This window comes from Pantoea sp. X-Soil-MYKO-1785 (assembly GCF_059730675.1).
Genome location: NZ_AP036000.1, coordinates 811926 through 836688 on the forward strand (window position 1 = coordinate 811926; position 24763 = coordinate 836688).

Sequence of the window (24763 nt, forward strand, 5' to 3'; positions counted from 1 at the left end):
TTTTTAGGACAGGAAGAGTATTTTGACTACTGAAACTCATACTCTGAAAATTGAAGAGATTTTAGAGCTGCTGCCGCACCGCTATCCGTTTCTGCTGGTAGATCGCGTGCTGGAATTTGAAGAGCACAAATACCTGCGCGCAGTGAAGAACGTTTCTGTTAATGAACCGTTTTTCCAGGGGCACTTCCCTGGTAAACCGATTTTTCCTGGCGTTCTGATCCTGGAAGCGATGGCGCAGGCCACCGGTATTCTGGCGTTTAAAAGCGTGGGTAAACTGGAGCCGGGTGAACTCTACTACTTTGCTGGCATCGACGATGCTCGCTTCAAGCGTCCGGTTGTGCCGGGCGATCAAATGATCATGGAAGTCACTTTCGAGAAAACCCGCCGTGGTCTGACCCGCTTTAAAGGCGTGGCGACCGTCGATGGCAAAATCGTTTGTGAAGCGACCATGATGTGTGCCCGTAGCCGGGAGGCATAATTCGTGATTGATCCAACCGCCACTATCCATGCCAGCTCTGTCATCGAAGAAGGTGCCATCATTGGCGCTAACGTTCACATTGGTCCGTTCTGCTTTATTGGGGCCAACGTTGAGATCGGTGAAGGAACGGTCCTGAAATCACACGTCGTGATTAATGGCCATACACGTATCGGCAAAGATAACCAGATCTATCAGTTCGCCTCAATTGGTGAAGTGAATCAGGATTTGAAATATGCCGGTGAACCAACGCGTGTTGAAATCGGCGATCGCAACCGCATTCGTGAAAGCGTGACGATTCATCGCGGCACCATCCAGGGCGGCCATGTCACCCAGGTCGGCAGCGATAATCTGCTGATGGTGAATGCGCACATTGCGCATGACTGCGTAATCGGCAACCGCTGCATCTTCGCCAACAACGCCACTCTGGGTGGTCACGTTACGGTCGATGATTTCGCCATTATTGGCGGCATGACGGCGGTGCACCAGTGGTGCACGATTGGCGCGCATGTGATGGTTGGCGGCTGTTCTGGCGTCGCGCAGGATGTACCACCTTATGTGATTGCCCAGGGCAACCACGCCACGCCGTTCGGGATCAACATTGAAGGTCTGAAACGCCGTGGCTTCAGTAAAGAGTCATTGCACGCGATCCGCAACGCTTACAAATTACTTTATCGCAGCGGCAGAACGCTGGATGAAGTGAAGCCTGAAATTGAAGCGATCGCGAAGCAGCACAGCGAAGTGCAGCCTTTCTACGATTTCTTTGCCCGCTCAACCCGTGGATTAATTCGTTAATCCATGTCAGCGCGTCCTTTAACGATTGCCCTGGTCGCCGGAGAAACCTCCGGCGATATTCTTGGTGCAGGTCTGATCCGTGCGTTAAAAGCGCGCCATCCTGAGGCTCGCTTTGTTGGCGTAGCCGGTCCGTTGATGCAGGCGGAAGGGTGTGAAGCCTGGTACGAAATGGAAGAGCTGGCGGTGATGGGCATCGTCGAAGTGCTGGGCCGACTGCGACGTCTGCTGATGATTCGCCGCGATCTCACTCAGCGCTTCAGCGAACTGCGGCCCGATGTGTTCGTCGGTATCGATGCGCCCGATTTTAATATCACGCTGGAAGGCAACCTCAAGCGCGCGGGGATTCGCACTATTCATTACGTCAGCCCGTCAGTCTGGGCATGGCGGCAAAAACGCGTGTTCAAGATTGGCCGCAACACCGATCTGGTGCTGGCGTTTCTGCCGTTTGAAAAAGCCTTTTACGATCGTTATAACGTTCCCTGTCGCTTTATCGGCCATACCATGGCAGATGCGATGCCGCTGCATCCCGATAAGCTGGCTGCGCGCCGCCATCTGGCGATTGCCGATGATGCGCTCTGTCTGGCGCTGCTGCCGGGGAGTCGCGGAGCGGAAGTCGAGATGCTGAGCGGTGATTTTCTCAAAACGGCCCGCCTGCTGCGTCGTCACTATCCGGCGCTGGAGATCGTGGTGCCGCTGGTTAACGCCCGCCGCCGCGAACAGTTCGAGAAAATTAAAGCTGAGGTGGCACCGGAACTGCCGATGCATCTGTTAGATGGCCATGGGCGTGAGGCGATGATTGCGAGCGACGCCGCATTACTGGCGTCAGGCACTGCCGCACTCGAATGCATGCTGGCAAAATGCCCGATGGTAGTGGGTTACCGGATGAAGCCCGCCACTTTCTGGCTGGCGAAGCGGCTGGTGAAAACGCCCTACGTTTCGCTGCCGAACCTGCTGGCCGGGCGCGAGTTGGTTACCGAGTTGCTGCAGGATGAATGCCAGCCAGACGCGCTGGCGGCGGCGTTAGATCCGCTGCTGCACGCCGGACCTGAGCGCGATACTCTGCTACAGACGTTTCATGAATTACATCAACAGATCCGCTGGAACGCCGACGAACAAGCGGCGGATGCGGTACTGGAGCTGGTGAATGCCTGATTTTATCTATCCTGCCGTCGGGCTGATTGCCGGCGTAGACGAAGTAGGGCGAGGGCCACTGGTCGGCGCGGTTGTCACTGCCGCGGTGATCCTCGATCCGGCAAAGCCGATTATCGGCCTGGCAGATTCGAAAAAATTGTCAGAAAAACGCCGCCTGGCGCTGTATGACGAAATCAAAGAGAAAGCACTGGCCTGGAGCCTGGGCCGCGCCGAGCCGGAAGAGATTGACCAGCTGAATATTCTGCACGCCACCATGCTGGCGATGCAGCGCGCGGTCGCCGGTTTGCAAATCCTGCCTGACTACGTGCTGATTGATGGCAACCGCTGTCCGGCGCTGCCGATGCCGTCGCAGGCGGTGGTTAAAGGGGACAGTCTGGTGGCAGAAATAAGCGCGGCTTCCATCATTGCCAAAGTGACGCGCGACCGCGAAATGGCGGAACTCGATCTGCTGTTCCCGCAGTATGGCTTTGCGCAACATAAAGGCTATCCTACGGCGCTGCACATGGAAAAATTGACGCAGTATGGTGCCACGCCGCACCACCGTCGCAGTTTTGCTCCGGTACGCAACGCGCTGATCGATGCTGACGTACTGGCTGCCCGCCAGCCCCATACGCTTTAATAGCCTGACACTGTTTTAACCGGAAACTGATATGGCTGAACCCCGTTTTATACATCTGCGTGTCCATAGCGACTATTCGATGGTTGATGGCCTGGCGAAAACCGGGCCGCTGATCAAGAAGGCGGCTGCACTTGGCATGCCCGCGATTGCGATTACCGATTTCACCAACCTGTGTGGTTTGGTGAAGTTTTACGGTGGTGCGCACAGCGCTGGGATCAAGCCGATCATTGGTGCTGACTTCAACGTGGCCAGTGAGCTGATGGGGGATGAGTTAACCCAGCTGACGGTACTGGCCGCCAACAACACCGGTTATCAGAACCTGACGCTGTTGATTTCGCGCGCCTATCAGCGAGGCTACGGTGTGGCCGGACCGATCATCGATCGTGACTGGCTGCTGGAGCTAAATGAGGGATTAATCCTGCTGTCGGGTGGACGTCGGGGCGATGTCGGTCGCAGCCTGCTGCGTGGCAATACGGCATTGGTTTCGCAGTGTCTGGCGTTTTATCAGCAGCATTTTGCCGATCGGTATTACCTGGAACTGGTGCGCACCGGTCGTCAGGATGAAGAGAGCTATCTGCACGCGGCAGTTGAACTGGCGATCGCTGAAGGTGTGCCGGTCGTCGCCACCAACGAAGTCTGCTTCATCAATGAAGAGGATTTTGACGCCCACGAAATTCGCGTTGCGATTCACGATGGCTACACGCTGGACGATCCAAAACGTCCGCGCAACTACAGTCCTCAGCAATATATGCGCAGCGAAGCGGAGATGTGCGAGCTGTTTTCGGACATCCCGGAAGCGCTGGAAAACAGCGTAGAGATTGCTAAGCGTTGTAACGTCACGGTCCGGCTGGGTGAGTACTTCCTGCCGCAATTCCCGACCGGTGACATGACCACCGAAGATTATCTGGTGGTGAAATCGCGCGAAGGGCTGGAAGAGCGTCTGGCTTTCCTGTTCCCTGACGAAGCCGAACGCGCCGAAAAACGCCCGGAATATGATGAACGCCTTGAGATTGAGCTCAACGTTATCAACCAGATGGGCTTCCCCGGCTACTTCCTGATCGTGATGGAGTTTATCCAGTGGTCGAAGGATAACGGCGTGCCGGTCGGGCCGGGCCGTGGATCCGGTGCAGGCTCGCTGGTGGCCTATGCGCTGAAAATCACCGATATCGACCCGCTGGAATTTGATCTGCTGTTCGAACGTTTTCTTAACCCGGAACGTGTTTCGATGCCCGACTTCGACGTCGATTTCTGTATGGAAAAGCGCGATCAGGTGATTGAACATGTCGCGGATATGTACGGGCGTGAAGCAGTTTCGCAGATCATTACCTTTGGTACCATGGCGGCGAAAGCTGTCATCCGCGATGTCGGCCGCGTGCTGGGGCATCCTTACGGTTTCGTCGATCGTATTTCAAAGCTGATCCCGCCCGATCCCGGCATGACGCTGGAAAAAGCCTTTATTGCTGAGCCGCAGCTGCCGGCCATGTATGACGCGGACGAAGAGGTTAAAGCGCTGATCGATATGGCGCGTAAGCTGGAAGGCGTCACGCGTAATGCCGGTAAACATGCTGGTGGCGTGGTGATCGCGCCGACCAAAATTACCGATTTTGCCCCGCTTTACTGCGACGAAAACGGCCAGTTCCCGGTGACGCAGTTCGACAAGAATGATGTGGAATATGCCGGGCTGGTGAAGTTTGACTTCCTCGGCCTGCGTACTCTGACCATCATCGACTGGGCGCTGAAGATGATCAACCCGCGCCGGGAAAAGCAGGGACTGGAGCCGATCGATATCGCCGCCATCCCGCTGGACGATAAAAAAAGCTTCGACATGCTGCAGCGCTCGGAAACCACGGCGGTGTTCCAGCTTGAATCGCGCGGCATGAAAGATCTGATTAAGCGTCTGAAGCCTGACTGCTTTGAAGATATGATCGCGCTGGTGGCGCTGTTCCGTCCAGGTCCGTTGCAATCCGGCATGGTGGATAACTTCATTGACCGTAAACATGGCCGTGAAGCGATCTCTTATCCTGATATTCAGTGGCAGCATGAGAGCCTGAAGCCGGTGCTTGAACCGACCTACGGCATTATTCTCTATCAGGAACAGGTGATGCAGATCGCCCAGGTGCTCTCCGGCTATACCCTCGGCGGGGCGGACATGCTGCGCCGTGCAATGGGTAAAAAGAAACCGGAAGAGATGGCCAAGCAGCGGTCGGTATTCCGTGACGGTGCAGAAAGAATGGGCATCGACGGCGAACTGTCGATGAAGATCTTCGATCTGGTTGAAAAATTTGCTGGCTACGGCTTTAACAAGTCCCACTCCGCCGCGTATGCGCTGGTCTCTTATCAGACGCTGTGGCTGAAAGCCCACTATCCGGCCGAGTTTATGGCTGCGGTAATGACGGCTGATATGGACAACACCGAGAAGGTGGTGGGCCTGGTTGATGAATGCTGGCGTATGGGGCTGAAGGTCCTGCCGCCGGACATCAACTCCGGCCTGTATCAGTTCCACGTCAATGAGGCAGGTGAGATCGTCTACGGTATCGGTGCCATCAAAGGTGTCGGTGAAGGGCCGATCGAAGCGATCATCGACGCCCGTAACGAAGGCGGCTACTTCCGCGAACTGTTTGATCTCTGCGCCCGGACCGATACCAAAAAGATTAACCGCCGGGTAATGGAAAAATTGATCATGTCCGGCGCCTTTGATCGCCTCGGACCGCACCGCGCCGCGCTGATGAGTTCACTCAGCGATGCGCTGAAAGCAGCCGATCAGCATGCTAAAGCGGAAGCGATTGGACAGGCAGACATGTTTGGCGTGCTGGCCGATGAGCCGGAGCAGGTAGAGAAATCCTACGCCAGCGTCACGCCGTGGCCAGAGCAGGTTCAGCTGGATGGCGAACGGGAAACGCTGGGGTTATACCTTACCGGCCACCCGATTAATCAGTATCTGAAAGAAATTGAGCGTTACGTCGGCGGGGTGCGGCTGAAAGATATGCATCCGACCGATCGCGGTAAAATTACCGTCGCGGCCGGTCTGGTGATCGCTGCACGCGTAATGGTGACCAAACGCGGCAACCGAATTGGTATCTGTACTCTGGACGACCGTTCCGGCCGTCTTGAGGTGATGTTATTTACCGATGCGTTAGACAAATACCAGCAGTTGCTGGAGAAAGACCGTATCCTGATCGTCAGCGGACAGGTCAGCTTTGATGACTTCAGCGGCGGCCTTAAAATGACCGCCCGGGAAGTCATGGACATCGACGAAGCGCGCGAAAAATACGCGCGCGGACTTGCTATATCGCTGACGGACAGGCAAATTGATGACCAGCTATTAAACCGACTCCGTCAGTCCCTGGAACCCCATCGCTCAGGGACTATTCCGGTGCATCTCTACTATCAGAGAGCCGACGCGCGAGCGAAGCTGCGCTTTGGTGCAGCGTGGCGAATTTCGCCCAGCGATCGTTTACTTAACGATCTGCGCTCGTTGATTGGATCGGAGCAGGTGGAACTGGAGTTTGACTAAAACAGGAACATTATGAGTCTTAATTACCTGGATTTTGAACAGCCGATCGCAGAACTGGAAGCGAAGATTGATTCGCTGACGTCGATTGGTCGTCAGGATGATAAACACGTTAATCTGGATGAAGAAGTTCAGCGTCTGCGCGAAAAAAGCGTTGAGCTGACCCGTAAAATCTTTGCCGATTTAGGCGCATGGCAAATCGCTCAACTGGCGCGCCATCCTTTGCGTCCTTATACCTTTGATTACGTCCGTAACGCATTCGACGATTTCGATGAGCTGGCGGGTGACCGTGCTTATGCGGATGACAAAGCCATTGTCGGCGGTATTGCGCGTCTTGACGGCCGTCCGGTGATGATCATCGGCCACCAGAAGGGCCGTGAAACCAAAGAGAAAATTCGTCGTAACTTTGGTATGCCAGCACCGGAAGGATACCGTAAAGCGCTGCGCCTGATGGAAATGGCTGAGCGGTTTAAAATGCCTATCATCACCTTCATCGACACCCCTGGCGCCTATCCGGGCGTGGGCGCCGAAGAGCGTGGTCAGTCAGAAGCCATTGCGCGCAACCTGCGTGAGATGTCGGGTCTGAAAGTGCCGGTCATCTGTACGGTGATTGGCGAAGGCGGTTCCGGTGGTGCGCTGGCGATTGGCGTGGGCGATAAAGTTAACATGCTGCAGTACAGCACCTATTCGGTGATCTCTCCGGAAGGCTGTGCTTCGATTCTGTGGAAGAGCGCTGACAAAGCGCCTCTGGCTGCGGAAGCGATGGGCATTACCGCTCACCGTCTGAAAGAGCTGAAGCTGATCGACTCGGTTATTCCTGAGCCGTTAGGCGGTGCGCATCGTCATCCGGTCGATATGGCGCAGTCGCTGAAACAGCAACTGCTGGCCGACCTGGCCGATCTCGACGGTCTGAGCACGGAAGAGCTGCTGGATCGTCGTTATCAGCGTCTGATGAGCTACGGCTACGCCTGATTAGGCTGATGGTCAAAACAAAGCGGACTCCGGTCCGCTTTTTTTATGCCGCCAGCCTCACTCTGCCCGATATTCCGCATGCCCCGCCGCCTGCACTGCTCTCCGCCTACACCTTCAATCGGTTAGCGTATATGCTTACCCGATGCCACGACAAAGGGAGGTGAGCATTGAATATTCTGGCGATCATGGGCGCGCACGGCGTGTTTTATAAAGATGAGCCGTTGCGTGAACTCGACGCGGCATTAAATCTGCAAGGTTTTCAGCTACTTTATCCGAGAAACAGCGACGATCTGCTCAAGCTGATTGAACACAATCCGCGTATAAGCGGGGTGATCTTTGACTGGGATGCGCACAACAGCCCGGAACTGTGCGGCGAGATCAATCAGCTCAATGAATACCTGCCGCTCTATGCTTTCATCAATACCCATTCGCAGATGGATATCAGCGTCAATGAGATGCGGATGCCGCTGCACTTCTTTGAATACGCGCTCAACGCAGCCGACGATATCGCGCTGCATATCCGTCAGTACACCGATGACTATATTGACCACATCACGCCACCGCTGACTAAAGCGTTGTTCACCTACGTCAAAGAGGGTAAGTACACCTTCTGCACGCCCGGTCACATGGCGGGCACCGCCTTTCAGAAAAGCCCGGTCGGCTGCCTGTTCTATGATTTCTTCGGCGCCAACACCCTGAAGTCCGATATCTCAATTTCGGTGACGGAACTCGGCTCGCTGCTCGATCACACCGGCCCGCATCTTGAAGCGGAAGAGTATGTGGCGCGCACCTTTGGCGCTGAACAGAGTTACATGGTGACCAACGGCACCTCGACCTCCAATAAAATTGTCGGGATGTACGCGGCGTCCGCCGGCAGCACGGTGCTTATTGACCGTAACTGCCACAAGTCGCTGACCCATCTGCTGATGATGAGCGATCTGATCCCGATCTGGCTGAAGCCAACCCGCAATGCGCTGGGTATCCTTGGTGGTATTCCAAAACAGGAATTCACTCGCGCCAGCATCACGCAAAAAGTGGCGACCACCGAGCGTGCCAGCTGGCCGGTCCATGCGGTGATCACTAACTCGACCTATGACGGCCTGCTGTATAACACCCAGTACATCAAAGAGACGCTGGATGTGCCGTCGATCCACTTTGATTCCGCCTGGGTTCCCTATACCAACTTCCACCCGATTTATGCCGGCAAAAGCGGCATGAGTGGCGAACGTATTCCGGGCAAAGTGGTGTATGAAACCCAGTCAACCCACAAACTGCTGGCGGCGTTTTCACAGGCATCGATGATTCACATTAAAGGCGACTATGATGAGCAGACCTTTAACGAAGCCTACATGATGCATACCACGACCTCGCCGAACTACGCCATTGTCTCGTCGATTGAAACCGCGGCGGCGATGCTGCGCGGTAATCCGGGCAAACGACTGATCAATCGTTCGGTGGAACGTGCTCTGCATTTCCGTCGCGAGATCCAGCGCCTGCGCGAAGAGTCTGACAGCTGGTTCTTTGATATCTGGCAGCCGGAACAGATTGATGAGGCGCAATGCTGGCCGATCCAGCCAGGCGACGAGGCGTGGCACGGCTTTACCCAGGCCGATCGCGATCATATGTATCTCGATCCGATCAAGGTCACTATCCTGACGCCGGGCATGAGCGAACTGGGTGAGATGGCTGAAGAGGGGATCCCGGCCGCGCTGGTGGCTAAATTCCTCGATGAGCGCGGCATCGTGGTAGAGAAAACCGGTCCCTATAACCTGCTGTTCCTGTTCAGTATTGGCATCGACAAAACCAAGGCGATGAGCGTGCTGCGCGGGCTGACCGAGTTCAAACGCGCTTACGATCTTAATCTGCGGGTGAAAAATATGTTGCCGGATCTCTACGCGGAAGATCCCGACTTCTACCGCAACATGCGGATCCAGACGCTGGCGCAGGGCATCCATCAGTTGATCCGCCATCACGATCTGCCGCGGCTGATGCTGCAGGCGTTTGATGTGCTGCCGGAGATGAAGATGACGCCGCATCAGGCATTCCAGCAGCAGGTGAAAGGCAATATCGAAACGGTCGATATCAGTCAGCTGGTCGGGCGGATCTCAGCCAACATGATTTTGCCCTATCCGCCGGGCGTGCCGCTGGTAATGCCGGGAGAGATGATCACCGAACAGAGCCGTGCGGTGCTCGATTTCCTGCTGATGCTGTGCAGCATTGGCCGTCACTATCCGGGCTTTGAAACCGATATTCATGGTGCCACGCTGACAGAAGAGGGTGAATATCGGGTTCGGGTGCTGAAAAACGACGCCGGTTAAGAACTTTGTAGATTGTCAGCCAGCGGGTGCCTGCGTAAGGTAGGCACTCGTCTGAACTTAAGGAATTGAAATGCTGCAGTTAACGGCTATCCACCACATTGCGATCATCGCGTCAGATTATCAGCGCAGCAAAGCGTTCTACTGTGACGTGCTCGGCTTCAGCCTGATGGGCGAATATTACCGCGAAGCCCGCGACTCATGGAAAGGGGATCTGGCGCTTCAGGGTCAGTACACTATCGAACTGTTCTCTTTCCCTCAGCCGCCGGCGCGGGTCAGCCATCCTGAAGCCTGCGGCCTGCGTCATCTGGCATTCACCGTGCCGGATGTTGCAGCGGCGGTCGCAACCCTGGCGCAGAAAGGGGTAGTGTGCGAGCCGATCCGCATCGATGAACTGACCGGCAAACAGTGCACTTTCTTTGCCGATCCAGATGGTTTGCCGCTGGAGCTTTATCAGGCGTAAAATAGCGCGCTCGGTGGGCCACATCCGGTGGCCCGATTGTCTGGATTGCACCATGTCTTTGTCTGCTCTTGATTCTCTGCTGCAACCGGATGCCGCGCTGGTGGTGGCATTCAGCGGCGGACTCGATTCAACCGTGCTGCTGCATCAGGCATGGCGCTGGCAGCAGCAGCACTCTCCTCAATCCCGCCTGCGGGCACTGCACGTTCATCACGGACTCAGCCCGAATGCCGATCGCTGGGCTGCGCACTGTCTGGCGCTCTGTCAGCAATGGCAGTTAGCGTGTGAGGTGTTGCGGGTCAGGGTCGATGGGCGTGACAGCGGCATTGAAGCCGCCGCCCGCACCGCCCGCTATCAGGCGCTGAGCGCGGCGCTTCAGCCGGGCGAAACCTTACTGACTGCCCAGCATCTCGACGATCAATGTGAAACCTTATTACTGGCGCTGAAGCGTGGCAGTGGCCCGGCCGGCTTAGCTGCGATGCCGCAATCGCGCTCGCTCGGCGCGCATCGTCTGTTACGGCCGTTGCTCAATCATTCCCGCCAGGCGCTGGAGCAGTATGCCCGGACGCATCAGCTGGTGTGGGTTGAGGATGAGAGCAATCAGGATCTGCGCTACGACCGTAACTTTCTGCGCCAGCGTCTGCTGCCTGAACTCAGTCAGCGCTGGCCCCATTTTGCCGAGGCGACGGCCCGTAGCGCGGCACTCTGCAGTGAGCAGGAACAGTTACTGGATGAGTTACTGGCTGAACAGCTCAGCGCGCTGATTCAGCCTGACGGCAGCTTACACTTTTCGCCCTTACTGACGATGAGTGAGGTGCGTGCCAATGCGCTACTGCGTCGCTGGATTGCCGGTCAGGGCGGGGCGATGCCGTCACGGGATGCCCTGAACCGCATCCGTAATGAAGTGATGGCGAGCCGTGAAGATGCCCAGCCGCGGCTGCAGTTTGGTCAGGCTGAACTGCGACGCTATCGCCAGCAACTCTACTGGCTGCCGCGGCTCAGCTCGTTACGTGATGTCCAGCTGACGTGGCCCGATCTTCACCAGCCGCTGGCGTTGCCTGACGATCTGGGCACGTTGCAGGCCAGCCAGTCTCAACACCTGTTACGTTTTCCCCGACTGAATGAGCAGGTCAGCGTGCGGTTTCATGCCCACGGTCAGGTTCATCTGGTGGGGCGCAGCGGCGGACGGGAAATGAAGAAGCTATGGCAGGCGCTGCACATTCCGCCGTGGCAACGCGAACGTATTCCATTAATTTTTTACAATCAGACGCTGGTCTGCGCGCCGGATCTTTTCATTACCCGTGAGGGCGCGGCCATTGACCAGCATGGCTGGCAGGCTGTCTGGCATTCACTATAAAAACGCAGGAGAGCAATGATGAAAACGTGGATCGCGGCGTGTTTACTGGTCGCCGCGCTACCGGCCTGGGCGGCGGGTGATGCGCAGAGCGGGGCGCAGAAAGCAGCCAGCTGCATGGCCTGTCACGGTGCAGAAGGAAAAGCCACGGTGCCGCTTTATCCTAACCTGGCCGGTCAACAGCCGGCCTATCTTGAGCATGCCCTGCAGGCGTATAAAAAAGGTGAACGCAGCGGGGGACAGGCCGAGGTGATGAAAGCGTTCGTCGCGGGATTAAGTGATGCAGATATGGCAGATTTAGCGGCGTACTACGGTTCTCTACAGCCCTGAAGGGGAAAGGGCGGGAAAGTCCCGCCCGGAAAACGTGGATTATTCTGCGCTGACAACCACCGTTCCCAGCTCCGGATGACTGAAGCTGGCGATATGGTCGAGGCGTAACTCGCGGGTTTCACCGGCAAGATCGATGGCCAGATATTCCACATTCTTGCGTGAAAAAATCTCGCTGGCCTTTGCGCTGAGCTGCTCGCCATTTTTCATTTCCAGCGACAGCATCCAGTTATTTTGGCAGGCGAGTTCCAGGTTGTCGTAATCATCGCAATTGATGGGTTGGTACGCTTCATTTATCAACATAGTCGCTCACCAATAAGTTAGCAGCGGCGTAGGCCGCCTGTTCCCTGACAGAAGAGTTTAGCGCAGTATCTGCAGCAATATCATTAAGCGCCTTCAATGCGCAGCCAATCGCATCGGGTATGTAACCTAAATCCCCGCTGCCGATTTCGGCATATTTTCGGCGAACTAACTCACAATAATTTTGCACGTGGCCCTCCTCAGCAGAGCGTCAATACTCTGGTTAACTGGCGACTATATCACAGCCATTTGCAGGAAATCAGCCCGCTTAAAGCAGGAACAGCACGCAAAACACTGCTAAAGTGACAGATTCCGCTGTCTGACGCGGAAAGAGTCAAAGCACAAAAGGTTAAGTTGATGAACAGGTTATCGGCAGTAAACGCCCTAAGCGTACGGGAAGGTGGCAGATGATTATGCTGTCACGCAGTGTTGAAATCCCGGAGAGTGAAATTGAGCTGACCGCGATTCGGGCGCAGGGCAACGGGGGACAACATGTCAATAAAGCCAGTACGGCGATACATTTGCGGTTTGATATTGCCGCATCCTCGTTGCCACTCTTTTATAAACAGCGACTGCTGGCTGCCAGTCACCATCTGATTACGCGCGAAGGGATTGTGGTGATTAAGTCGCAGGAACACCGCAGTCAGGAGATGAACCGCGAAGCGGCGCTGCAGCGTCTGGTTAATCTGATTCGGGAACTGAGTACGGTAGAAAAGGCCCGGCGTGCCACACGGCCGACCCGCGCCTCTAAAGAGCGACGGCTGGAGGGGAAAGCCCGACGCAGTACCACCAAGTCGATGCGCGGTAAGGTGCAATAAAAAACGCCCCGCAAGCGGGGCGTCTGAAACGATTACTTATTTAATGCTTTCAGCAGGAAGTCGACGATCTCATCCTGCTTGATCATCTGCTTCTCACCAGCACGGCGCGCTTTATATTCAATCTCCTGATTGTCGAGATTGCGATCGCCAATCACGATGGTGTGCGGCACGCCAATCAGTTCCATGTCGGCGAACATTACGCCCGGGCGCTCTTTACGGTCATCCAGAATCACATCCACGCCTTTGGCACGCAGCGTCGCGTACAGCTCTTCCGCCAGCTCTTTCACCCGGAACGATTTCTGCATGTTCATTGGCAGAATCGCGACTTCGAACGGTGCCAGCGCCGCAGGCCAGATAATGCCGCGATCGTCATGGTTCTGTTCAATCGCCGCCGCGACTACGCGGGTGATACCGATGCCGTAGCAGCCCATGCTCATCACCTGGTTGCGGCCATCTTCACCCTGCACCGAGGCTTTCATCGCATCGGAATATTTGGTGCCGAGCTGGAAGATGTGACCCACTTCGATACCGCGTTTAATCTGCAAGGTACCTTTGCCATCCGGACTGAGATCGCCTTCGACCACGTTACGGATATCCGCTACGCTGGCCAGCGGCAGATCGCGCTCCCAGTTGATGCCAAAGTAATGTTTACCGTCGACGTTTGCGCCAGCGCTGAAATCACTCATCTTCGCCACGGTACGATCGGCGATAATCGGCATCTTCAGGCCGACCGGACCGATAGAACCTGGACCAGCACCTACGGCAGCCCGGATCTCTTCTTCGGTAGCGAACACCAGTGGTGCAGCCACGATGTCCGCTTTTTCCGCTTTGATCTCGTTCAGCTGGTGATCGCCGCGCACCAGCAGGGCAACCAGCGCATGGCCGCTCTCTTCAGCACCTTTCACGATCAGCGTCTTCACCGTCTGCTCAATCGGCAGCTGGAATTGCTCTACCAGTTCGGCGATGGTTTTGGCATCTGGCGTATCAACCAGGCGCATTTCCTGCGTCGGCTGAGCGCGTTCCCCGGCCGGCGCAACCGCTTCGGCCAGCTCGATATTTGCCGCATAATCCGATTCAGTAGAGAAGATCACGTCATCTTCACCGCTCTGCGCCAGCACCTGGAACTCATGGGATGCGCTGCCGCCGATCGAACCGGTATCCGCCTGCACCGCACGAAAATCCAGCCCCATCCGGGTGAAGCTCTGACTGTAAGCGCGGTACATCGCCTCGTACGTCTCCTGCAGCGACTCCTGGGAAACATGGAATGAGTAAGCATCCTTCATGATGAATTCACGGGAACGCATCACGCCAAAACGCGGGCGCACTTCATCGCGGAATTTGGTCTGAATCTGATACAGATTCAGCGGCAGCTGCTTGTATGAGCTCAGCTCGTTACGGATCAGGTCAGTGACCACTTCCTCGTGCGTCGGGCCAAGCACGAACGGACGATCGTGGCGATCCGCAATACGTAACAGTTCCGGGCCATACTCTTCCCAGCGACCGCTCTCTTGCCATAAATCGGCAGGCTGCACGACCGGCATTGAAATCTCAATCGCGCCGGCGTTGTTCATCTCTTCACGCACGATGTTTTCGACTTTTTTCAGCACGCGCACCCCGGTCGGTAACCAGGTATACAAGCCAGAAGCCAGTTTGCGGATCATACCGGCGCGCAGCATCAGCTGGTGGCTGATCACTTCAGCGTCGGAAGGCGTCTCTTTCTGAGTAGAGAGCAGATATTGAGTAGTACGCATTGATTACGATTCCAGTTGAGCGGAAAGTCACAGACAGAATTTTGCTGGCGGCTAGTGTACCAGTGAGATCACCGGCTCAAAAGCGGGTTTTAACGCGGGTCGATGGCGATCACTTCCGTTCCGGCCGCGTCGATCCGCCAGCGCACATTAAAATCGATCAGCCAGGCGGCATATTCCCGCTGCTCCACTTCGCCTTTACGGTAAGCCGGACGGGGATCCTGCGCCAGGACTTCAGTGATAAAGCGCGCCAAATGCGGGTAGCGCGCCTGCAGCTGCTGCAATTGCTGTTGCGCCTGATCCGAGAAGCGGACCGGCATATCAGCGGCCGGGGCTGCCTGGGCAAAACCGGCCCCGGCGTGCGGTAAGGCTTCTGCAAACGGCAGGTAAGGTTTGATATCAACCACCGGCGTCCCGTCGACCAGATCCAGACTGCCGAGCTGCAGGATGACCTGCTGTTTATCGATATGGATGCCCTTAAGCTCAACCAGTGACATACCAATCGGATTAGGCCGGAAGGTTGAGCGGGTCGCGAAAACCCCGATGCGCGCATTGCCGCCGAGACGGGGCGGACGTACCGTTGGTCGCCAGCCACCCGCCATGGTCTGATGGAACACGAACAGCAGCCACAGATGACTGAAGGCCTCCAGCCCGCGCACCGCTTCCGGCTGGTTATAAGGTGCCAGCAGGTGCAGCTCGCCGCCGCCATCCTGCACCAGACCAGGCTGGCGCGGTACGGCAAACTTCTCTTTCCACGGTGAGCGGATTACCCCAATTTGCGCAAAGGTGAATTCACTCATTGATTACTGACTTTCAGCGCCGAACCCTGGCACACCGCCTGGCGATAGCAGCCTGGCGTACCGGTTACGATTTCACATTTATGCAGCAGTACCGCATTGGCTTTCATCTGTGAGGCGCGGATCTGCAGGCGTTTACGGGCAGTGGCGATGTTAGCGGGTGAGTTCTGATTACTGATCTGACAATCTTCAGCAGAGACTTCACCGAGATCGCGGAACGGTTTGCTGACCAGATCAGCCGCATCGGTATAGAGCTTAACCGGTGCAGGACGTGGCGTCGGCTTACGGGACGGTTCGCTGGATTGCTGCGGACGAGAAGGTGCGCTGCTTATCGGGTGATATTCGTGAACACACCCGGTCAGCATCAATGCTAACAAGCAGAGCGGTAAAAAACGCATGGCAACATCCTCAAGTTTCAAAAAGTGGCGTTATTGAAACAAGGACCAGAATAAATAACAAGTCGGGCAGGGCACCCAAAAACAGAAAGGGCGGCATAGCGCCGCCCTTTAAAAGAAGAGTAACCGAATTACCAGCCTTTAACGGCACCGCCGTTGAAGACTTTGTTTGCGGCTTCGTTGACTTCGTCAGACTGGTAGGCCTGAACGAATTTCTTCACGTTTTCCGCATCTTTATTATCTTCACGCGCCACAATCAGGTTCACGTAAGGAGAATCTTTATCTTCGACAAAGATGCCATCTTTAGCCGGCGTCAGGCCAATCTGGCTGGCGTAGGTGGTGTTGATTACCGCCAGCGCAATCTGCTGATCGTCGAGTGAGCGCGGCAGCTGTGGCGCTTCCAGCTCAACAATTTTCAGATGTTTTGGGTTCTCGGTGATATCCAGTGAGGTCGGCAGCAGGCCCACGCCATCTTTCAGCTTGATCAGACCCACTTTCTGCAGCAGCAGCAGGGTACGGCCCAGGTTGGTCGGATCGTTAGGAATCGCGACCTGAGCGCCATCCTGCAACTCATCCAGCGACTTAATCTTTTTCGAGTAGCCGGCGATAGGGTAGACGAAGGAGTTACCGACTGATACCAGCTTGTAGCCACGATCCTTGATCTGCTGATCCAGATACGGCTTGTGCTGGAAAGCATTGGCGTCGATGTCGCCTTTGCTCAGCGCTTCGTTAGGCAGCACGTAATCGTTAAACGTTACCAGTTCAACGTCGAGGCCATACTTCTCTTTCGCGACTTTCTGCGCTGCTTCAGCAACCTGCTGCTCAGCACCGACAATCACGCCCACTTTAATATGGTTGGGATCTTTCTCTTTTTGATCGCATCCTGCCAGCGCAATTGCGCCAATCAGTGCACCCACAGCGGCAATTTTTTTAAATCTGAAAGACATATCCTTTCCTTAATAGTGATATTGCTGGCTTACTTATGGGACACCGCACGTACGATGCGGTCACCACAGAATTGAATGAGATACACCAAAACCACTAACAACACCAACACCGTATTCATCACCGTGGCGTTGTAGCCGATATAACCGTACTGATAACCGATCTGACCCAGACCGCCTGCGCCGACTGCGCCGCCCATGGCGGAGTAACCGACCAGCGTAATCAGGGTGATGGTCGCCGCGTTGACCAGGCCTGGCATCGCTTCAGGTAACAGAACCTTGCGGATAATCTGCATTGGCGTGGCGCCCATCGCGCGTGACGCTTCAATCAGTCCGGTGGGCAGTTCCAGCAGAGCATTCTCCACCATACGTGCAATAAAAGGTGCGGCGCCGACGGTTAACGGCACAATCGCGGCCTGTAAGCCAATCGACGTGCCGACGATGACGCGGGTGAATGGAATCATCCAGACCAGCAGGATAATAAAAGGAATCGAACGGAAGATATTCACCAGCGCCGAGAGCACGCGGTAGAGCCCCTGATTCTGCAGAATCTGTCCCGGACGGGTGACATACAGCAACACGCCGACCGGCAGACCCAGCACAAAGCCAAAGAAGCCCGAGACAAAGGTCATCATCAGCGTTTCCCATACGCCGCGCCCCAGCAACCACATCATCGCCTCAGACATAACCTAACACCTCTACTTTCACGTGATTCTCCTGCAGCCAGGCGATGGCCTGACGGGTATCGCTTTCTGTGCCGTGCATTTCGGCCAGCATAATGCCGAATTTCACACCGCCGGCATAATCCATTTGGGCACTGATAATGTTGTTATTAACGTTGTAACGGCGGGCCGCTTCCGACAGCAGTGGCGCATCGACCGACTTACCGGTGAACTCCAGACGCAGCAGCGGCACATTATCGTGGCTGGCAGCGGCTGATAGACGTTGTTGATAGTCATCCGGGATATCCAGATGCAGCGTCGACTGAATGAACTGCTGCGCCAGCGGCGTTTTCGGATGTGAGAAGACTTCGCTGACGCTGTCTTTCTCAATCAGTTCACCCTGACTGATGACGGCGACCTGGTCACAGATGCGTTTCACCACATCCATCTCATGGGTGATCAACAGAATGGTTAGGCCGAGCCGACGGTTAATATCTTTCAGCAGCTCCAGAATCGAGCGGGTAGTGGCCGGATCGAGGGCGCTGGTGGCTTCATCACACAGCAGCACCTTAGGATTACTGGCCAGGGCGCGGGCAATCGCGACGCGTTGCTTCTGGCCGCCGGAAAGGTTGGCGGGCCAGGCATCATGCTTATCGGACAGGCCGACCAGCTCCAGCAGTTCAGCGACCCGCGCCTTAATCTGCTCGCGTGACAGGTTACCCAGCTCGAGCGGCAGCGAAACGTTGCCGGCGACGGTGCGGGAATTCATCAGGTTAAAGTGCTGAAAGATCATGCCAATCTGACGACGCGCCTGGGTTAACTGGCGTTCGTTAAGCGCGGTCAGGTCAGCGCCATCCACCAGTACCCGGCCCGAAGTAGGGCGTTCAAGCAGGTTAACGCAACGAATCAATGTACTTTTGCCGGCACCGGAAGCCCCGATGACGCCATAGATTTGTCCGGCAGGCACGTGCAGACTGACGTCAGATAACGCCTGAATGGTACGGTTGCCTTGCTGAAACACCTTGGTGATATTTTCTAATTTAATCATTACGTTATTTATTATCGTGTTGCGTTGTCCGTGGTGTGGCAGGCGGTCAAGCCTGATATGCTGTCAAAGCTGGATGGATGGTAAGGCATCCAGACGTCTAAATCAATGAAAGTGATTCAATCTGGCATTCTCCCTTTTATAGCAATCATGCGATACTGATCGGCAATTTTTACAGCAGGAGTTTCTACGTGGCGAATAAAGTCCCAGCTATTTTTCTTGATCGCGATGGCACCCTTAACGTCGACCATGGCTATGTCCATGAAATTGATGATTTCCAGTTCATTGACGGCACTATTGAGGCGCTGCAGCAACTGAAGAAGATGGGTTTTGCGCTGGTGGTGGTGACCAATCAGTCTGGCATTGCGCGCGGCATGTTTACTGAAGATACCTTTATGCGCCTGACCGAATGGATGGACTGGTCATTAGCCGATCGCGATGTGGATCTGGATGGCATCTATTTCTGTCCGCATCATCCAGAGGCCGTAGTCGAAGAGTTCCGCCAGGAGTGTGATTGCCGCAAACCGCAGCCGGGCATGCTATTAACTGCCCAGCAGGAGCTGCATATTGATATGGCAGCGTCTTATATGGTGGGCGATAAGCTGGAGGATATGCTGGCGGGGCAGGCTGCGGGCGTCGGTAAGAAAGTGCTGGTGCGGAGCGGTAAGCCGGTCACCGCCGAAGGCGAAGCCGCAGCAGACTGGGTAATTGATAGCCTTGCCGCGCTGCCGGCGCGTATCAAACAGGGCTAAAATGGCGCTTTTGTGCAAATTTCAGACGAACAGCAAAAAAGTTTAAATTTGCACTTGCGCTATCTGAAGCGTTCCCTATAATGCGCCTCCACTGACACGGAACACCGGCTTACGGAGAGACGGGTCAGCAGGCACAGGAGACTGCGCCGCCGGAGAAAAACTTCTGAAAAAGAAGTTGACTCTGAAGGAGGAAAGCGTAATATACGCCACCTCGCGACAGGCGGTTAACCCGCTGTTCGCACTGCTCTTTAACAATTTATCAGACAATCTGTGTGGGCACTCGCAGGATTGATATCAGCGTCTCCGGACGTAAAAAATATCAAGTCTCACGAGTGAACGCATAATGAAATTCATTATGACGTTTTACAGATGAGCACCGCTTAACTTGTTTAAGCAAATCAAACTTAAATTGAAGAGTTTGATCATGGCTCAGATTGAACGCTGGCGGCAGGCCTAACACATGCAAGTCGGACGGTAGCACAGAGGAGCTTGCTCCTTGGGTGACGAGTGGCGGACGGGTGAGTAATGTCTGGGGATCTGCCCGATAGAGGGGGATAACCACTGGAAACGGTGGCTAATACCGCATAACGTCGCAAGACCAAAGAGGGGGACCTTCGGGCCTCTCACTATCGGATGAACCCAGATGGGATTAGCTAGTAGGCGGGGTAATGGCCCACCTAGGCGACGATCCCTAGCTGGTCTGAGAGGATGACCAGCCACACTGGAACTGAGACACGGTCCAGACTCCTACGGGAGGCAGCAGTGGGGAATATTGCACAATGGGCGCAAGCCTGATGCAGCCATGCCGCGTGTATGAAGAAGGCCTTCGGGTTGTAAAGTACTTTCAGCGGGGAGGAAGGCGATGCGGTTAATAACCGCGTCGATTGACGTTACCCGCAGAAGAAGCACCGGCTAACTCCGTGCCAGCAGCCGCGGTAATACGGAGGGTGCAAGCGTTAATCGGAATTACTGGGCGTAAAGCGCACGCAGGCGGTCTGTTAAGTCAGATGTGAAATCCCCGGGCTTAACCTGGGAACTGCATTTGAAACTGGCAGGCTTGAGTCTCGTAGAGGGGGGTAGAATTCCAGGTGTAGCGGTGAAATGCGTAGAGATCTGGAGGAATACCGGTGGCGAAGGCGGCCCCCTGGACGAAGACTGACGCTCAGGTGCGAAAGCGTGGGGAGCAAACAGGATTAGATACCCTGGTAGTCCACGCCGTAAACGATGTCGACTTGGAGGTTGTTCCCTTGAGGAGTGGCTTCCGGAGCTAACGCGTTAAGTCGACCGCCTGGGGAGTACGGCCGCAAGGTTAAAACTCAAATGAATTGACGGGGGCCCGCACAAGCGGTGGAGCATGTGGTTTAATTCGATGCAACGCGAAGAACCTTACCTACTCTTGACATCCAGCGAACTTGGCAGAGATGCCTTGGTGCCTTCGGGAACGCTGAGACAGGTGCTGCATGGCTGTCGTCAGCTCGTGTTGTGAAATGTTGGGTTAAGTCCCGCAACGAGCGCAACCCTTATCCTTTGTTGCCAGCGATTCGGTCGGGAACTCAAAGGAGACTGCCGGTGATAAACCGGAGGAAGGTGGGGATGACGTCAAGTCATCATGGCCCTTACGAGTAGGGCTACACACGTGCTACAATGGCGCATACAAAGAGAAGCGACCTCGCGAGAGCAAGCGGACCTCACAAAGTGCGTCGTAGTCCGGATCGGAGTCTGCAACTCGACTCCGTGAAGTCGGAATCGCTAGTAATCGTGGATCAGAATGCCACGGTGAATACGTTCCCGGGCCTTGTACACACCGCCCGTCACACCATGGGAGTGGGTTGCAAAAGAAGTAGGTAGCTTAACCTTCGGGAGGGCGCTTACCACTTTGTGATTCATGACTGGGGTGAAGTCGTAACAAGGTAACCGTAGGGGAACCTGCGGTTGGATCACCTCCTTACCTGAAGATACCTTCCCGCGAAGTGCTCACACAGATTGTCTGATAGAAAAGTAATGAGCAAGACGGCTGCGAAGTCGTGACACCTTTGTGTCCCCTTCGTCTAGCGGTTAGGACTCCGCCCTTTCACGGCGGCAACAGGGGTTCGAATCCCCTAGGGGACGCCACTTGCTTGGTGACAGGTGAAAGGTGTCTCCACGAAGTATCTCAAAACCGATTCAGTTGCGTGAGCAGCCGAGCCGCGTTTGAGATATTTGCTCTTTAACAATCCGGAACAAGCTGAAAATTGAAACGACGCAGCGCGTTATTCCTCCGTAATAAGGAATAACAAGGCGATGCGTTCGAGTCTCTCAAATGCTTGCAGCACGCAGCGTTGAAAAACGCCTGTGGGTTGTGAGGTTAAGCGACTAAGCGTACACGGTGGATGCCCTGGCAGTCAGAGGCGATGAAGGACGTGCTAATCTGCGTAAAGCGACGGTAAGGTGATATGAACCGCTACAGCCGTCGATGTCCGAATGGGGAAACCCGGTGCACTCAGTGCATCATTGCAGCATGAATACATAGTGCTGCAAGGCGAACCGGGGGAACTGAAACATCTAAGTACCCCGAGGAAAAGAAATCAACCGAGATTCCCCCAGTAGCGGCGAGCGAACGGGGAGCAGCCCAGAGCCTGAATCAGCTTGTGTGTTAGTGGAAGCGTCTGGAAAGTCGCAGGGTACAGGGTGATACTCCCGTACACAAAAACACACAGGCTGTGAGCTCGATGAGTAAGGCGGGACACGTGGTATCCTGTCTGAATATGGGGGGACCATCCTCCAAGGCTAAATACTCCTGACTGACCGATAGTGAACCAGTACCGTGAGGGAAAGGCGAAAAGAACCCCGGCGAGGGGAGTGAAACAGAACCTGAAACCGTGTACGTACAAGCAGTGGGAGCCTTCTTTATGGGGGTGACTGCGTACCTTTTGTATAATGGGTCAGCGACTTATATTCTGTAGCAAGGTTAACCGTATAGGGGAGCCGCAGGGAAACCGAGTCTTAACTGGGCGTTAAGTTGCAGGGTATAGACCCGAAACCCGGTGATCTAGCCATGGGCAGGTTGAAGGTTGGGTAACACTAACTGGAGGACCGAACCGACTAATGTTGAAAAATTAGCGGATGACCTGTGGCTGGGGGTGAAAGGCCAATCAAACCGGGAGATAGCTGGTTCTCCCCGAAAGCTATTTAGGTAGCGCCTCGTGAACTCATCTTCGGGGGTAGAGCACTGTTTCGGCTAGGGGGCCATCCCGGCTTACCAACCCGATGCAAACTGCGAATACCGAAGAATGTTATCACGGGAGACACACGGCGGGTGCTAACGTCCGTCGTGAAGAGGGAAACAACCCAGACCGCCAGCTAAGGTCCCAAAGTCATGGTTAAGTGGGAAACGATGTGGGAAGGCACAGACAGCCAGGATGTTGGCTTAGAAGCAGCCATCATTTAAAGAAAGCGTAATAGCTCACTGGTCGAGTCGGCCTGCGCGGAAGATGTAACGGGGCTAAACCATGCACCGAAGCTGCGGCAGCGACACTATGTGTTGTTGGGTAGGGGAGCGTTCTGTAAGCCGTCGAAGGTGGCCTGTGAGGGCTGCTGGAGGTATCAGAAGTGCGAATGCTGACATAAGTAACGATAAAGCGGGTGAAAAGCCCGCTCGCCGGAAGACCAAGGGTTCCTGTTCAACGTTAATCGGAGCAGGGTGAGTCGACCCCTAAGGCGAGGCCGAAAGGCGTAGTCGATGGGAAACAGGTTAATATTCCTGTACTTGGTGTTACTGCGAAGGGGGGACGGAGAAGGCTATATCAGCCGGGCGACGGTTGTCCCGGTTTAAGCGTGTAGGTGTGTGTTCCAGGCAAATCCGGTTCACTTTACACTGAGGCGTGACGACGAGGCACTACGGTGCTGAAGTGATAAATGCCCTGCTTCCAGGAAAAGCCTCTAAGCATCAGGTAACACAAAATCGTACCCCAAACCGACACAGGTGGTCAGGTAGAGAATACCAAGGCGCTTGAGAGAACTCGGGTGAAGGAACTAGGCAAAATGGTGCCGTAACTTCGGGAGAAGGCACGCTGGCGCGTAGGTGGAGGGACCTGCTCCCCGAGCCGAAGCCAGTCGAAGATACCAGCTGGCTGCAACTGTTTATTAAAAACACAGCACTGTGCAAACACGAAAGTGGACGTATACGGTGTGACGCCTGCCCGGTGCCGGAAGGTTAATTGATGGGGTTATCCGCAAGGAGAAGCTCTTGATCGAAGCCCCGGTAAACGGCGGCCGTAACTATAACGGTCCTAAGGTAGCGAAATTCCTTGTCGGGTAAGTTCCGACCTGCACGAATGGCGTAATGATGGCCAGGCTGTCTCCACCCGAGACTCAGTGAAATTGAACTCGCTGTGAAGATGCAGTGTACCCGCGGCAAGACGGAAAGACCCCGTGAACCTTTACTACAGCTTGACACTGAACATTGAGCCTTGATGTGTAGGATAGGTGGGAGGCTTTGAAGCGCGGACGCCAGTCCGCGTGGAGCCAACCTTGAAATACCACCCTTTAATGTTTGATGTTCTAACGTGGCCCCGTGATCCGGGGTGCGGACAGTGTCTGGTGGGTAGTTTGACTGGGGCGGTCTCCTCCTAAAGCGTAACGGAGGAGCACGAAGGTCAGCTAATCACGGTCGGACATCGTGAGGTTAGTGCAATGGCATAAGCTGGCTTGACTGCGAGAGTGACGGCTCGAGCAGGTGCGAAAGCAGGTCATAGTGATCCGGTGGTTCTGAATGGAAGGGCCATCGCTCAACGGATAAAAGGTACTCCGGGGATAACAGGCTGATACCGCCCAAGAGTTCATATCGACGGCGGTGTTTGGCACCTCGATGTCGGCTCATCACATCCTGGGGCTGAAGTAGGTCCCAAGGGTACGGCTGTTCGCCGTTTAAAGTGGTACGCGAGCTGGGTTTAGAACGTCGTGAGACAGTTCGGTCCCTATCTGCCGTGGGCGCTGGAGAATTGAGGGGGGTTGCTCCTAGTACGAGAGGACCGGAGTGAACGCACCACTGGTGTTCGGGTTGTCATGCCAATGGCATTGCCCGGTAGCTAAGTGCGGAAAAGATAAGTGCTGAAAGCATCTAAGCACGAAACTTGCCCCGAGATGAGTTCTCCCTGACCCTTTAAGGGTCCTGAAGGGACGTTGAAGACGACGACGTTGATAGGCCGGGTGTGTAAGCGCAGCGATGCGTTGAGCTAACCGGTACTAATGACCCGTGAGGCTTAACCTTACAACGCCAGAGGCGTTTTGAGAGACAGATTTTCAGCTTGTGACGGATAAAGTTGTGTCCCGCGGAGTCATGTC

The 24763-nt window shown here is 55.2% G+C and carries 20 protein-coding genes, 1 tRNA gene and 2 rRNA genes; 15 read left to right on the forward strand and 8 right to left on the reverse strand.

The window, feature by feature from the left end:
* The first annotated feature begins 22 nt into the window (after positions 1 to 22).
* The 10 genes from fabZ (at position 23) to AC6I8D_RS03630 (ending at position 11983) form a co-directional block, all read left to right on the forward strand.
* Entirely contained in the window at positions 23 to 478 is a 456-nt protein-coding gene (gene fabZ / locus AC6I8D_RS03585; RefSeq protein ID WP_031375286.1) for a 3-hydroxyacyl-ACP dehydratase FabZ, read from the forward strand.
* A 3-nt stretch (positions 479 to 481) separates the two neighbouring features.
* Positions 482 to 1270 (forward strand): acyl-ACP--UDP-N-acetylglucosamine O-acyltransferase, encoded by a 789-nt coding sequence (lpxA, locus tag AC6I8D_RS03590; protein ID WP_312056763.1) that lies wholly within the window; start codon positions 482 to 484, stop codon positions 1268 to 1270.
* A gap of 3 nt (positions 1271 to 1273) precedes the next feature.
* Positions 1274 to 2422: a lipid-A-disaccharide synthase gene (gene lpxB / locus AC6I8D_RS03595; protein ID WP_312056764.1), complete on the forward strand. Its 1149-nt coding sequence runs from the start codon at positions 1274 to 1276 to the stop codon at positions 2420 to 2422.
* Complete coding sequence (rnhB, locus tag AC6I8D_RS03600; protein ID WP_312056766.1) at positions 2415 to 3041, forward strand: ribonuclease HII; 627 nt, start codon at positions 2415 to 2417, stop codon at positions 3039 to 3041. Before lpxB ends, rnhB begins: the two co-directional genes overlap by 8 nt.
* Before the next feature lie 31 nt (positions 3042 to 3072).
* Entirely contained in the window at positions 3073 to 6555 is a 3483-nt protein-coding gene (gene dnaE / locus AC6I8D_RS03605; protein ID WP_046289208.1) for a DNA polymerase III subunit alpha, read from the forward strand.
* Positions 6556 to 6567: 12 nt separating this feature from the next.
* The gene (accA, locus tag AC6I8D_RS03610; RefSeq protein WP_031375289.1) at positions 6568 to 7524 is read left to right on the forward strand and encodes an acetyl-CoA carboxylase carboxyl transferase subunit alpha; all 957 of its coding nucleotides are present in this window, start codon (positions 6568 to 6570) and stop codon (positions 7522 to 7524) included.
* A gap of 167 nt (positions 7525 to 7691) precedes the next feature.
* The gene (locus tag AC6I8D_RS03615; protein ID WP_312056769.1) at positions 7692 to 9842 is read left to right on the forward strand and encodes a lysine decarboxylase LdcC; all 2151 of its coding nucleotides are present in this window, start codon (positions 7692 to 7694) and stop codon (positions 9840 to 9842) included.
* Positions 9843 to 9912: 70 nt separating this feature from the next.
* The gene (locus tag AC6I8D_RS03620; RefSeq protein WP_312759301.1) at positions 9913 to 10302 is read left to right on the forward strand and encodes a VOC family protein; all 390 of its coding nucleotides are present in this window, start codon (positions 9913 to 9915) and stop codon (positions 10300 to 10302) included.
* Positions 10303 to 10354: 52 nt separating this feature from the next.
* The gene (gene tilS / locus AC6I8D_RS03625) at positions 10355 to 11656 is read left to right on the forward strand and encodes a tRNA lysidine(34) synthetase TilS (RefSeq protein WP_497819664.1); all 1302 of its coding nucleotides are present in this window, start codon (positions 10355 to 10357) and stop codon (positions 11654 to 11656) included.
* An 18-nt stretch (positions 11657 to 11674) separates the two neighbouring features.
* Positions 11675 to 11983 carry a c-type cytochrome gene (locus tag AC6I8D_RS03630; RefSeq protein ID WP_312056785.1) on the forward strand — a complete coding sequence of 103 codons (309 nt, stop codon included), beginning with the start codon at positions 11675 to 11677 and terminating at the stop codon, positions 11981 to 11983.
* 39 nt (positions 11984 to 12022) lie between these two features.
* Here the strand turns inward: AC6I8D_RS03630 and rof are convergent, their stop codons facing one another.
* Positions 12023 to 12283, reverse strand: a complete 261-nt coding sequence (gene rof, locus AC6I8D_RS03635) for a Rho-binding antiterminator (protein ID WP_312056772.1) — start codon at positions 12281 to 12283, stop codon at positions 12023 to 12025.
* Positions 12270 to 12470 carry a YaeP family protein gene (locus AC6I8D_RS03640; protein WP_312056773.1) on the reverse strand — a complete coding sequence of 67 codons (201 nt, stop codon included), beginning with the start codon at positions 12468 to 12470 and terminating at the stop codon, positions 12270 to 12272. Before AC6I8D_RS03640 ends, rof begins: the two co-directional genes overlap by 14 nt.
* Before the next feature lie 217 nt (positions 12471 to 12687).
* Here AC6I8D_RS03640 and arfB point away from each other — a divergent pair, with 217 nt between their 5' ends.
* Positions 12688 to 13098 (forward strand): alternative ribosome rescue aminoacyl-tRNA hydrolase ArfB, encoded by a 411-nt coding sequence (gene arfB / locus AC6I8D_RS03645; protein WP_312056774.1) that lies wholly within the window; start codon positions 12688 to 12690, stop codon positions 13096 to 13098.
* A gap of 32 nt (positions 13099 to 13130) precedes the next feature.
* On the opposite strand, the gene proS is transcribed toward arfB, so the two are convergent.
* From proS to metN, 6 genes are all read right to left on the reverse strand, one after another.
* Positions 13131 to 14849 carry a proline--tRNA ligase gene (proS, locus tag AC6I8D_RS03650; RefSeq protein WP_497819665.1) on the reverse strand — a complete coding sequence of 573 codons (1719 nt, stop codon included), beginning with the start codon at positions 14847 to 14849 and terminating at the stop codon, positions 13131 to 13133.
* 89 nt (positions 14850 to 14938) lie between these two features.
* Entirely contained in the window at positions 14939 to 15646 is a 708-nt protein-coding gene (tsaA, locus tag AC6I8D_RS03655) for a tRNA (N6-threonylcarbamoyladenosine(37)-N6)-methyltransferase TrmO (protein ID WP_312056778.1), read from the reverse strand.
* Positions 15643 to 16041: an envelope stress sensor lipoprotein RcsF gene (gene rcsF / locus AC6I8D_RS03660; RefSeq protein WP_312056780.1), complete on the reverse strand. Its 399-nt coding sequence runs from the start codon at positions 16039 to 16041 to the stop codon at positions 15643 to 15645. Before rcsF ends, tsaA begins: the two co-directional genes overlap by 4 nt.
* A gap of 128 nt (positions 16042 to 16169) precedes the next feature.
* Positions 16170 to 16985 (reverse strand): MetQ/NlpA family lipoprotein, encoded by an 816-nt coding sequence (locus AC6I8D_RS03665; protein ID WP_031375298.1) that lies wholly within the window; start codon positions 16983 to 16985, stop codon positions 16170 to 16172.
* A 29-nt stretch (positions 16986 to 17014) separates the two neighbouring features.
* Positions 17015 to 17668, reverse strand: coding sequence for a methionine ABC transporter permease MetI (locus AC6I8D_RS03670; protein WP_031375299.1), 654 nt, complete (start codon positions 17666 to 17668; stop codon positions 17015 to 17017).
* Positions 17661 to 18692 carry a methionine ABC transporter ATP-binding protein MetN gene (gene metN, locus AC6I8D_RS03675; RefSeq protein ID WP_312056782.1) on the reverse strand — a complete coding sequence of 344 codons (1032 nt, stop codon included), beginning with the start codon at positions 18690 to 18692 and terminating at the stop codon, positions 17661 to 17663. Before metN ends, AC6I8D_RS03670 begins: the two co-directional genes overlap by 8 nt.
* A gap of 188 nt (positions 18693 to 18880) precedes the next feature.
* Here metN and gmhB point away from each other — a divergent pair, with 188 nt between their 5' ends.
* The 4 genes from gmhB to AC6I8D_RS03695 all read left to right on the forward strand — a co-directional run bounded on the left by gmhB (position 18881) and on the right by AC6I8D_RS03695 (position 24689).
* Complete coding sequence (gene gmhB / locus AC6I8D_RS03680; RefSeq protein WP_312056784.1) at positions 18881 to 19441, forward strand: D-glycero-beta-D-manno-heptose 1,7-bisphosphate 7-phosphatase; 561 nt, start codon at positions 18881 to 18883, stop codon at positions 19439 to 19441.
* 406 nt (positions 19442 to 19847) lie between these two features.
* Positions 19848 to 21389: ribosomal RNA gene (locus tag AC6I8D_RS03685) — 16S ribosomal RNA — on the forward strand.
* Positions 21390 to 21478: 89 nt separating this feature from the next.
* Positions 21479 to 21553 (forward strand) — tRNA-Glu (locus tag AC6I8D_RS03690).
* A gap of 230 nt (positions 21554 to 21783) precedes the next feature.
* Positions 21784 to 24689: ribosomal RNA gene (locus AC6I8D_RS03695) — 23S ribosomal RNA — on the forward strand.
* Together the 16S and 23S rRNA genes with 1 tRNA gene alongside form the textbook arrangement of a ribosomal RNA operon.
* The last annotated feature ends 74 nt before the right edge of the window (positions 24690 to 24763 follow it).